Genomic DNA, 10,995 nt, shown 5'->3' on the forward strand with positions numbered 1-10,995 from the left:
GCGGCGGCATCGGTTATGGTGGCGCAGACCCGGCCGATCTGACCGGCGTCATTCGCCCCAATATGCTGAAGACCTTCCCGCAGCTGGAAAAAACCAAGATCGAGTTTGCGTGGAGCGGCAATTTCGCGCTGACGTTGACCCGCATTCCGCACATGGGCAAACTGGCAGACAATGTCTACTTCTCGCATGGCGACAGTGGTCATGGGGTGACGACCACACATTTGCTGGGCAAAATTCTCGGTGAGGTCGTGGCCGGTCATGCGGAGCGGTTTGACGTTTGGTCTTCGCTGCCGAATTTCCCCTTCCCGGGCGGCAAGACATTTCGTGTGCCGCTGACGGTGCTGGGTGCCTGGTGGTACGGGCTGCGCGACCGCCTCGGCGTTTGAAACGCACAAAAAAAGCGCCTCCGTTGATACGGAAGCGCTTTTTGAATGTTCAGGAAAGATCAGGCCTGCTTCAACCCGGCCAGCGCATTTTCAACGATAACCGCAGGGCTGTCGCTGATATCGACCGTGACAACACCAGGTTCACCGGTTGGGTCTTCCAATGTTGCCAACTGGCTGGTCAGCAGGGACAGCGGCATGAAATGGCCGGTGCGTGCGCCCATGCGCTCTGTCAGCAATTCCAGCGAACCGGCCAGATAGACAAAAGCCAGATCACCATCGCAGGCATTGCGAAGACGGTCACGATAGGTCTTTTTCAACGACGAGCAGGACACCACGATGCCGCCCTTGTCGATGCCCTTGCGCAGTTCAGCGCCAATCAGATCAAGCCAGGGCCAACGATCATCGTCGTTCAGCGGAATGCCTGCCGCCATTTTTTCGACGTTAGACTGAGGATGAAGGCGATCGCCTTCCTGAAACTCAATGCCAAGCTTTTCAGCGATTGCTTCACCGACAGTCGATTTGCCGCAGCCGCTGACGCCCATGACGACGATTGCTTTTCTCATAACGCCTCTGAGTATGGAGAAAGGGATGAATTTCGTTTTCGCCTAACACGTTCGCAAATGATCGCAAATACCAAAAGGCGAGATGCAGAATGAATTTTATGCACGTCTGAATTGTTAAAAATGCGGTCGTCGCGTTGACCGTTTGTTGGTCTAGTGTCTTTTCAAAATGTTAAAGCGTTGAAAATACAAAGATTTTATACACAAATAATTTGTCCCGATATGTAACGACGGTTGAACATGATGTGCCGACTTGAAACAAAAACATTTAAAGCAAAAGATATTTTACGCAGCTTACGCAAAGACCGCTCCGGTAATTTCGCAATTCTGGCCGCAGTGTTGACACCCGTTCTACTTGTAGCAGCCGGTGGTGCAGTTGATATGTCGCACGCCTTTGCAAAAAAGCAGGAATTGCAGGAAAAAATGGATGCAGCGGTGCTTGCCGCCGTGTTGAAGTCAGATGCCAAAAGCCAACGCCAGGAAGTTGAAAACTTCATGAGCGCCGTCATGCCGGAAGAAACCGAAGACGGCAATCAGATCGAACTGAATTCGGCAACGATCCTGACGGTCAGCAACAATGCCGATGGCAGCCTGACGGGAACATTTGCCAACAAGTTCAAACCCTCCTTCCTTGGTCTGGCCGGTCTCAACGAACTGGATATTTCGGTTTCCTCCACGGCGATCGCCGACAAGGCAGATACCGGAGGCCCATGCATTTATGTGTTGGGCAACCAGAACCAGGCCGTGCTGATCAACTCCGGCGCCAATGTGAAAGCCCCCAAATGTGGTGTTGACGTGCATTCCACGAGCAACCCGGCTTTCATCATGAACAGCGGCTCGACGATCAACACCATGCGCTTTTGCGTCAAGGGCACCAATTACATCAAGAATGGCGGCACCCTGACCAACCTTGAAGTGGGCTGTTCGGTGACGAGTGATCCCTATGCCGGCACGATGCCTGAACCAACCGTCCCTTCGATCTGTACCACTAGCGGTACACGCGATGGCCAGACGCAGGTGATGAAGCCCGGTGTCCACTGCTCGACCACCTTTAACGGTAGCCCGAAGATTACCTTTGAACCGGGTCTGCACATCATCAAGGGTCGTATGATCATCAACAGCGGTGCCACCGTTGTCGCAGAAGGCGTTACCTTCTATTTCCCTGACGTGAACAGTGAAATTCGTGCCAATGGCGGCCTGACATTCACGGCAACGGCACCGACCAGCGGCACCTACAAGGGCATTCTGATGTTTGAGAACACCAGCAATGCGTCGAACGCCAGCAACAAGCAGCAGTATATCTTCAACGGCTCCAAGGGTGAAACGCTCGAAGGCATCATTCACCTGCCAAACCGCGATGTCGTCTATAACTCAACGACAAATCAGACCAACAAGATTTCCATGGTGGTCAACACAATGATCATGAACTCGGCCAATTGGCAGCTTGAGCCCTATGGTTCGACCGGGTCCGGCAGCGCCCAGACATCCGTGCGTCTGGTTCGCTAATACCTCGATATGATCAATTTAATCCCCGGCCTCGCGTTGGGGATTTTCCGTTTTTGGTACGCTCATTTCGCCAGGACACCACGTCATGCATGTGGCGTTGTGGCAACGAGAGAACCGACCTCTATTCTACCGGCTTTTTATCTTCCAGACGGGTGGTTCTTTTCAGGACGGCGGGCATGAGAAACGACAGGAACAGCAGACGTAAAATATGATGTGAGCCGACATAGGTTGCATCGGCATGCATCATGATGGCCATGGCTGCCATGGTTTCCAATCCGCCCGGTGCAAATGCAATCATCACCGCATTGAGTGGCACGCCTGTGAGGTTGGAGATGGCCAGTGCAATGGCACCGGCAATAGCCACAACAACAACCGTCAAAACCGCACCCGCAATAAAGGCACGCTGCAACTCGCGAATGGACACTTTGTAAAACCGCAGACCGATCAGGCAACCGATCAGAATATAGGTTGGCTGGATGGCCCAGGGTGGGACAGCACCTGTGGTAAAGCCGGTGATATGTGTGCCGACGGACACCACCATGCCGCCAAGCAACAAGGCTGCGGGAAAACGCCAGCGAATGAACAACATGCCAAGCAGCAGTGCCACGGCAAACGTCACGGCAAGCACCAGCGGGTTCATGGCGGCCGTCGGGCTGGAAATGTCTGCGCTGACCAGATCGAAATATTCGACGATCAACGGAACGGACAAGGTCAGCGCCAGCACACGCACACTTTGAATAATGCTGATGCTGGCAAGATCACTGCGCGTTTCAGCACTCAGGCTGATGATGTAGCTGAGATGGCCCGGGGATGCGGCAAGCATGGCTGTGGTACGATCGTAGCGAAATACGTAATGCAGCAGCCAGTAGCCGCAATATAAAAGCAGAATGACGGTTATGATAACAGCGACAAAACTCAGCGGCCAGGATTTGGCAGCGTTGAAGATATCAGGTGTCACGCTGGTGCCCATGGAAATGCCGACAAGCACAAAACACGCGTCACGGACACGTTTGGGAATATCAAGTTTGAGGCCGAAAAGTCCGCACATTGTAACGGCAAGTGCGGGGCCGGACAGGAAAGGCGCAGGCACGCCTGCGAGTGCGGCAAGTGCAGCCCCGGCAGTACCAACGATGACCGTCAGCAACAGGGTGAGAAATTCTGGTTTGGTCATCACGGTATAAATACAGTCGGGATGTTGCGATGCGGGATAAGCGGATATCCTGATATCAGCCTAACGACTATGCCGGAAGGTTTAAACAGTAGTTGTGTGAAGATGCGAAGCAGCTTTTGCTTTTTGGCAATAAAAAACCCGCACAAAGTGCGGGCTTTTTGAAATCGATGATATCAGATGATCAGGCTGCTGGAGCAACAGGTGCTGCTGAGCTCTTTGCTGCCGCGCGCTTGGCAGGCATGTCGTCCAAGCCAAGCAGAAAGCCGATTTGCGGGCGGGCCTTGACCAGATCGTCGATGGAATATTCGGTCAGCACGTCAAAGAATGCGTTCAGTGCCTTGCGAAGCGCGGAGTTGAGACCGCAGCTGTCGACAAGTGGACACTCGACGGCGCCATCTTCGAAGCACTCAGCCATTGCAAAGCTGTCTTCGGTAACGCGTACAACGTCAAAAAGGCTGATCTTGTCAGCCGGCTTGCCAAGGCGCACACCGCCATTACGGCCACGTACAGTCTCAACCAGTCCTGCCTTGTTGAGTGGCTGGAGAATTTTGAACAGAAACAGCTCGGACACGCCATAAGCCTTGGCAATTTCCGGGATACGGCTGAGATTACCGTCATTCGCTGCGCAATACATCAACATGCGAACGGCGTAATTGGTCTGTTTTGTCAAGCGCATGCTGATCTCCTAACTCTCTTTGTGGAGTTATATAGTCTGTTTTTCAGTTTAGAACAATTCCAAGATTGGAAAAAATTCCATTAAATTTCAGAATTGCTGAAATAGCCGTGTTGACCATTCCCTTGAATCATGAACAAACAACTCAACAATGGCAATGTAATGGAGGCTAGGCCAATGGCAAGCGTGAAATCTCGCGTTTTTTGGGCGGCGTTAACAGGATGCTTATTTTGCTCCGGTGTTTCCACAGCTTTCGCCGACGGTGAAGTCAATGTTTACTCCTACCGCCAGCCGGAACTCATCCAACCGCTACTGGATGCCTTTACGAAAAAGACAGGCATCGAAACCAATGTACTTTTTCTGGACAAGGGTCTTGTCGAACGCATTCAGGCCGAGGGCGTCAATTCACCAGCAGATGTGCTCTTGACGGTTGATATTGCCCGACTGGTCGAAGCCAAGGAAGGCGGCGTTACACAGCCCGTTCTCAACGATCCTATCATTGAAAAAGACATTCCTGCCAATCTTCGTGACCCGGAGGGTGAATGGTTCGGCCTGACCACCCGTGGCCGCGTCGTTTACGCCTCCAGGGAGCGTGTGCAGCAGAAGGACATCACCTATGAGGAGTTGTCCGACCCAAAATGGAAAGGTCGCATCTGCATTCGTGATGGCCAGCATTCCTACAATATTGCGCTGTTTGCCTCGATGATTGCCCATCACGGTGTGGATTACACCCGCGAATGGTTGACGGGCCTTAAAAACAATTTGGCACGCAAGCCCGATGGCACGGACCGCACCCAGGCAAAATCGATCTTTGCCGGTGAATGCGATATCGCGCTGGGCAACACCTATTACGTTGGCCTGATGCTGACCAATGACAAGGAACCGGAAGAAAAGGAATGGGCGGGCGCTGTGAGGGTCATTTTCCCGAACGCCGGGGATCGTGGCACACACGTCAACATCTCGGGCGTCGCGATGACCAAATATGCACCGAACCGCGACAATGCACTCAAGCTGATGGAATTTCTGGCCTCCGGTGAAGCACAGGAAATTTATGCAAAGGAAGTGTTTGAATATCCGGTTTTGCCCGGTGCGCAGCCTTCAGACGTCGTCAAAGGTTTTGGTCCTATCAACCCGGATCCGCTGTCCCTGACGGACGTTGCCGCCCACAGAAAAGAAGCCTCCGAACTGGTGGATGAAGTCGGCTTCAACGAAGGCCCTTAGAACTGACCGGTAATCAACCTTGAGGCACAGTGCCTCAAGGCGCTCCACGGCTCTGCAATTGCTTGTCGTAATCGATAATCGCCTCACGCCGTTCTGGCGTGCCGGGATGCGTAGATAGCATGCTGGTTTTGCTGCGGTCCCCGTATTCCTCTTCCATCAGGGCAAAAAACCGTTCAATCGCCGTGGCATCGAGGCCAGCAGCCCGCATCAATTCAACCGAGCGCCTGTCGGCCTCGGCTTCTGCATCACGCGAATGCGACAGGGCCAGAAGGCCACCGCCCTGCGTCAGAATATCCTCCATGGCGGAACCAACGTCACCTGCCACCAGCATCACCAGGCCAGCAACACCGGCTGCGCGATAAAGCTGGCGCAAGCTATGTTCATGTTCGACATGACCGATCTCGTGGGCGAGAACACCGGTGATCATCTGCAGATCGTCGCCTGCCAATGAAACCAGCTCATCTGTGACCACAAGTGTACCATCCGGCAACGCAAAGGCATTGGGACCGATGACCCCTCCCTTGCGGAAGTTTAGCTTGTAATCCTCAGGCGACCCCTCGGCTTGCGCAGCGATCTTGGCAAAGTCCTGCCGAATCTCATCCTGTTTTTCGCCTGAAAGCTCCGTTGGAGAAAAAGCTGTGCGGTCCAGCGTTGCCATCGTGCTGGACGACATCAATTCCGGCACCATGGGCGGCGTGACGGCAACTGCAAGTTCCACCATCGCGGGCAGTGCCAGCCGATAGGTAGCGTAAGCAAGGAAAACTGCCGCCGCTGTAATACCGATCAGGCGTGGGCGAAACTGTTCCAGCCAATGGACAACGCCGACACCCTTTTTACGGTGATGACGCAGCAACGTGTCGATGCCGTCATTATCAAGTGTTTCAAACAGCGAGCCGTCAGGAAAGGTAATTTCCCTGGGAATGGAGCCAACGCGCTGGCTGACCTCGATCAATTCGATATCAGCCTGCACATAAACCCTGTTGTCGTTGGCACCATAGACCAGCAGCATATGACCACTGAATTTGAGGTGTGCAGGGTTTGAAACGTTCGAGCGAGCGGCATGCCATTCGCCCGAAACCATGTTCCTGATATCAGAAACCAAACTCAAAGCCTTCCATGTCCATATATTCGGCGCTGACCGCAGCGCCCGTTGCTTCGATGGACGATAGAACCTCACCGACATCGCCGTCAAAGCGAATTGACGTGTGTTCGACACTGTAACGTGCTTCACGCACCGCCGCCCAAGGGCGCATCAGACCAAGGGTCAGCACGCTGACGACGAGGTTTGAAATAACGATCCACAAATAACGGCCACGGCCAAGGTCACTACCCAGCTGATGTTTTTCGTCCAGCACCATAGACGATACGACAACGTTGCGCACGCCAACGCGGTATATGATACCCGCGAAACCATAGATGATGAAGGCACCGAATATTGCGAAATAAATCGCACCCAGAATTCCGGCGGCGGGAGGCGCATCGGTACCAGAGTAAACGGCCATAAATAACATTGTTACGAGCACGCCAAATACACTACCACCGACGACGACCATGAGGGCAGGAATGATCCATGCCTTATACAGTTTGCCAATCTTCGGATCGGCGGTGAATGGACGATCGCCATAACGCAGGTTGCCAAAAACATAATTGGTGGCCCAACGGCTGCTGAACGGTGCCAGAATACCAAAGGAAATAAATGCCACGAGACTGCCGAGCAGGATTGATACGAATGCGCCACCTGCGGTGCCTACAAAGTCAAACCGAACATTACGATAGCTGGTGACGCGCGCGTTAAAGCGAATGCTGCGCATGATCAACCACGGCAGGAAAATAAAGATAACGATCGGTGAAATCAGCGCGGCAGGCGGGATAAGATACGCCAGAACGTTCATGACAACGATGAAACCAAAGGCAATCAGACGGCCTTTGAAAATCTGCCCGCCGGTGGCGTGATAACCAAAAGCACGGCCGTGAAGAACGGTGTTACCATTGAAGTAACGTTTGCGGCGCACCTTTGCCCAGGCGGAATAAATGCCAATTGTCACAATCGTCAGAAGAATATTGACGATCCAGATACCGAAATATTCCTTCGCGCTGCCCGTAAAGCTGCCACGTTCAAAAGCGGCCTGTCTGCCGACAGGAGCAACTGCTTGATCCATAAACTTGTCCTCTCACGCGTGTCTGCACATGGCCTCATCCGGAAAGCTGAAGCGCTTGCCGACCGAAGTTCCATGTCACTCATGTGGCTGCCCGATTGTCTGCAGGCTGGTCCCCACCACCACATCTCAGGGTTATATCAACATTGAAATCGGTTGCATTACCTGAGCGCTTCTGTCCTGTTTCATTGCCTAAATCAAGAGCATTTTTAAATGATCTTTTTTAGGGTGGGCTCACGGTCCGCAACTGGTCATTGAGCTACACACCTATCAAAATCACTCCTGCGGTTGCGTGACCGCTTATGGATTGAAGCGCTCAGGGCGATAGGCGTCGGCCGGAATGACGGTGGTTTCGCCGTTCATCATCTCCGCCAGCAGGCGTCCGGTAATCGGCCCAAGTGTCAGCCCGTGATGGGCATGGCCGAACGCAAACCAAAGGCTTTTATGGCGCGGCGCCCGGCCGATAATCGGCATCATGTCGGTGGTGCAGGGTCGCGCACCCATCCAGGGTTCGGCATCCAGCCTGTCGCCAAGCGGCAGGATCGTGCGGGCCACCTTCTCGGCCCGCTCCAGCTGAACAGGCGTTTTCGGCGCATCACGACGGGCAAATTCCGCACCCGTGGTCATGCGAATGCCCCTGCTCATCGGAGCAAGGAAATATCCGCGTTCACCGTCCAGCAGCCAGTTGTTGAGCTTTGCGCCATCACGCAGATTATAATGCATGTGGTAACCGCGTTTCACGCCAAGTGTGAAACGGTATCCCAGCTTTCTAGTGACCTCGTCGGCCCAGGGCCCGAGCGCCAGCACCACCTCGCCTGCTTCGGCAGCGCCATCTAGCGTGCGCACTTTCCAGCCGGTCGCCGTTTGTGCAAGGGTGGCGGCATCCCCTTTGATAAAGGTGCCACCAAGCTTCTGGAACAGGGCGAGATAGGCCATCGTCAACCCGCGAGGATCGAGAACGGACCACGGGTCATCCCATTTCAAGGCACCCACAAAATCATCGCTCAGATGCGGTTCTGCCTGCGCCAGATCTTCCTTGCTGAGCCGCGTGTAATGCACACCATATTTCCGCGAAATGCGATCCGCATCGGCAAATTCCGCGTCGCGTTTTTCGGGCGTTCTATAGGCCTCCATCCAACCGTTCCTGGCAATCAGGTGGCCGGCACTGGCTTCTTCAATCAATATCTGATGTTCTGAAACGGAATACTCAATCAGCGGCGCATAGGCCCGCGCGATCGCTTCATGACGGGATGGATTGGAGTTCCACCAGTATTTTGCCAGAAATGACGCAACCGACGGCAATGCCGACAAATGGTAGTGGGCATCAATGCTGTTGTTGAGCGCATAACGCAGAATTTTGCCGGGATCCTGCGGAAAACCATAAGGCACAACGCCCTCTCGCTGGATCAGCCCTGCATTGCCGAACGAGGTTTCTTCACCCGGCTCACGCCGGTCAACCAACACGACGCTCTTGCCTTTTCGCGCCAGTTGCAATGCCGTGGAGACGCCAACAATGCCGGCACCCAATACAATTACATCTGCTGTCATTCCACCCGTCCCGTTACCCGCATATTGCGCCCACAGCACAGGAACATGCGGCGGCCACGGCACGAAAGCAATGACAAATTCACTGTTTAAAACGGGAAATTGACAGCAACACCAGATGCATCCGGTGTTGCATCATCATTGATTGATGGCGGGTGTCCGAACGGCTTCAATGTTGAATGCCGCTGCCATCAGCGCCTTGGTGTAATCCTGCTCAGGTGCGCTGAAAATCCGTGTCGACGGACCTTTTTCCACCACCTTGCCCTGGCGCATGACGATAACCTCATTGGCCAGCGCCTTGACCACTTTCAGGTCATGGCTGATGAACAGATACGCCAGATCATGTTTGGCCTGCAGGTCACGCAACAGGTCCACGACCTGCGCCTGCACGCTCATATCTAGCGCCGATGTCGGCTCATCCAGCATCACGAAACGAGGCTTGAGCACCATGGCACGGGCAATGGCGATACGCTGTCTCTGCCCGCCGGAAAATTCGTGCGGATAACGCCAACGGGTTGCCGAATCGAGCCCCACCTCTTCCAGCACCGCCGCGACACGGCGGTCTCGCTCGTCCGAAGAAAGCGTCTTTTCGTGCACTTTCAGACCCTCGGCAACAATCTCGCCCACCGACATGCGCGGGCTCAGCGAACCATAGGGATCCTGAAACACCACCTGCAAGCGGTTTCTAAGTGGTTTCATTGCCTCGAATGAGTAACCATCAATCTGGTTTCCGAGAAAGCTGATCCGCCCTTGCGACCGGATCAATCGCGCCAGTGCCAGACCGAGCGTGGTCTTGCCGGAGCCGGATTCGCCAACGACACCGAGTGTCTGCCCTGCCCGCAGTGTGAGATCGATACCGTCAACCGCTTTGACGTGATCAACAACCCTGCGCATCAGGCCTGCCTTGATCGGAAACCAGACCTTGATGTCATCGCCTTGCATAACCACCGGCCTCTCGTCCGAATGGGGCGGCTCACCCTTTGGCTCGGCTGCCAGCAGATGGCGGGTATAGGCATGCTGCGGGGCGTTGAACACCTGTTCGACAGGACCCGTTTCAACGATCTTGCCCTTGGTCATCACACAGACACGGTCTGCGAATTTGCGCACAATGCCGAGATCATGGGTGATGAACAGCATGGACATGCTGTGTTGTTCTTTCAGATCACGCAGCAGTTCGAGAATTTGAGCCTGCACGGTCACATCAAGGGCTGTTGTTGGTTCGTCGGCAATCAGCAGCTTTGGTCGGTTGGCGAGCGCCATGGCAATCATCACGCGTTGGCGCTGGCCGCCGGACAATTCGTGTGGATAGGCTTTCAGTCGTTTCTCGGGGTCACGAATACCCACCTGCAAAAGCAGTTCCAATATGCGTGCCCGCGCCTGGGCACCAGTGATGGCCTGATGAAGTTCAAGAATTTCACCAATCTGCCGCTCAATCGTATGCAATGGATTGAGCGAGGTCATCGGCTCCTGGAAGATCATGGTGATGTCGTTGCCGCGCACGCCACGCAATTCGCGCTCCGGCAACTTCAACATATCCTTGCCTTCAAACAGGATTTCACCCGAGGGGTGGCTGGCGGCCGGATAGGGCAGCAATTTCAGGATCGAGTTTGCAGTAACGGATTTTCCAGACCCGGATTCACCGACCAGCGCCACCACTTCGCCCGGCATGATATCGAAAGACACGCCATCAACGGCAATGCTCTGCTTACCGCCCTGATGAAAGGCGATCGAGAGGTTACGGACGGAAAGAATTGGTTTGGTCATTGTCTCGGCCATA

The 10,995-nt window shown here is 54.2% G+C and carries 10 protein-coding genes; 3 read left to right on the plus strand and 7 right to left on the minus strand.

Going from position 1 to position 10,995, the window contains the following annotated elements; all coding sequences use genetic code 11:
• On the plus strand, positions 1-386 hold a 386-nt coding region (locus RT613_RS13375), incomplete at its 5' end, for an FAD-binding oxidoreductase (protein ID WP_313616058.1).
• A gap of 59 nt (positions 387-445) precedes the next feature.
• On the opposite strand, the gene RT613_RS13380 is transcribed toward RT613_RS13375, so the two are convergent.
• Positions 446-949, minus strand: a complete 504-nt coding sequence (locus RT613_RS13380) for a gluconokinase (protein WP_313616059.1) — start codon at positions 947-949, stop codon at positions 446-448.
• 240 nt (positions 950-1,189) lie between these two features.
• Between RT613_RS13380 and RT613_RS13385 the strand changes: the two genes are divergently transcribed.
• Positions 1,190-2,452: a TadE/TadG family type IV pilus assembly protein gene (locus tag RT613_RS13385; protein WP_313616100.1), complete on the plus strand. Its 1,263-nt coding sequence runs from the start codon at positions 1,190-1,192 to the stop codon at positions 2,450-2,452.
• A 121-nt stretch (positions 2,453-2,573) separates the two neighbouring features.
• Here RT613_RS13385 and RT613_RS13390 read toward each other — a convergent pair whose 3' ends face one another.
• Positions 2,574-3,626: an AbrB family transcriptional regulator gene (locus RT613_RS13390; RefSeq protein WP_313616061.1), complete on the minus strand. Its 1,053-nt coding sequence runs from the start codon at positions 3,624-3,626 to the stop codon at positions 2,574-2,576.
• A 178-nt stretch (positions 3,627-3,804) separates the two neighbouring features.
• Positions 3,805-4,299, minus strand: coding sequence for an iron-responsive transcriptional regulator RirA (rirA, locus tag RT613_RS13395; RefSeq protein WP_313616063.1), 495 nt, complete (start codon positions 4,297-4,299; stop codon positions 3,805-3,807).
• Between the two features lie 174 nt (positions 4,300-4,473).
• Between rirA and RT613_RS13400 the strand changes: the two genes are divergently transcribed.
• A complete protein-coding gene (locus tag RT613_RS13400) occupies positions 4,474-5,517 on the plus strand; it encodes a Fe(3+) ABC transporter substrate-binding protein (protein ID WP_409558822.1) in 1,044 nt (347 codons plus the stop codon).
• A 34-nt stretch (positions 5,518-5,551) separates the two neighbouring features.
• Here RT613_RS13400 and RT613_RS13405 read toward each other — a convergent pair whose 3' ends face one another.
• The 4 genes from RT613_RS13405 to RT613_RS13420 form a co-directional block, all read right to left on the minus strand.
• Entirely contained in the window at positions 5,552-6,619 is a 1,068-nt protein-coding gene (locus RT613_RS13405; RefSeq protein ID WP_313616103.1) for a M48 family metallopeptidase, read from the minus strand.
• Entirely contained in the window at positions 6,609-7,676 is a 1,068-nt protein-coding gene (locus tag RT613_RS13410) for a DUF898 family protein (protein WP_313616067.1), read from the minus strand. The genes RT613_RS13405 and RT613_RS13410 overlap by 11 nt, the downstream gene beginning before the upstream one ends.
• Positions 7,677-7,973: 297 nt before the next feature.
• Complete coding sequence (locus tag RT613_RS13415) at positions 7,974-9,221, minus strand: FAD-binding oxidoreductase (RefSeq protein ID WP_313616069.1); 1,248 nt, start codon at positions 9,219-9,221, stop codon at positions 7,974-7,976.
• A 135-nt stretch (positions 9,222-9,356) separates the two neighbouring features.
• Positions 9,357-10,994, minus strand: coding sequence for an ABC transporter ATP-binding protein (locus tag RT613_RS13420; RefSeq protein ID WP_313616105.1), 1,638 nt, complete (start codon positions 10,992-10,994; stop codon positions 9,357-9,359).
• Position 10,995: the final 1 nt, after the last annotated feature.

The organism is Agrobacterium sp., assembly GCF_032092815.1.
In the GTDB taxonomy this organism is placed as follows: domain Bacteria; phylum Pseudomonadota; class Alphaproteobacteria; order Rhizobiales; family Rhizobiaceae; genus Agrobacterium.

Coding starts and splice junctions, on each gene's coding strand:
- RT613_RS13380 (WP_313616059.1), bottom strand. CDS start 949: ATGAGAAAAGCAATCGTCGTCATGGGCGTCAGCGGCTGCGGCAAATCG.
- RT613_RS13385 (WP_313616100.1), top strand. CDS start 1,190: ATGTGCCGACTTGAAACAAAAACATTTAAAGCAAAAGATATTTTACGC.
- rirA (WP_313616063.1), bottom strand. CDS start 4,299: ATGCGCTTGACAAAACAGACCAATTACGCCGTTCGCATGTTGATGTAT.
- RT613_RS13400 (WP_409558822.1), top strand. CDS start 4,474: ATGGCAAGCGTGAAATCTCGCGTTTTTTGGGCGGCGTTAACAGGATGC.
- RT613_RS13410 (WP_313616067.1), bottom strand. CDS start 7,676: ATGGATCAAGCAGTTGCTCCTGTCGGCAGACAGGCCGCTTTTGAACGT.
- RT613_RS13415 (WP_313616069.1), bottom strand. CDS start 9,221: ATGACAGCAGATGTAATTGTATTGGGTGCCGGCATTGTTGGCGTCTCC.
- RT613_RS13420 (WP_313616105.1), bottom strand. CDS start 10,994: ATGGCCGAGACAATGACCAAACCAATTCTTTCCGTCCGTAACCTCTCG.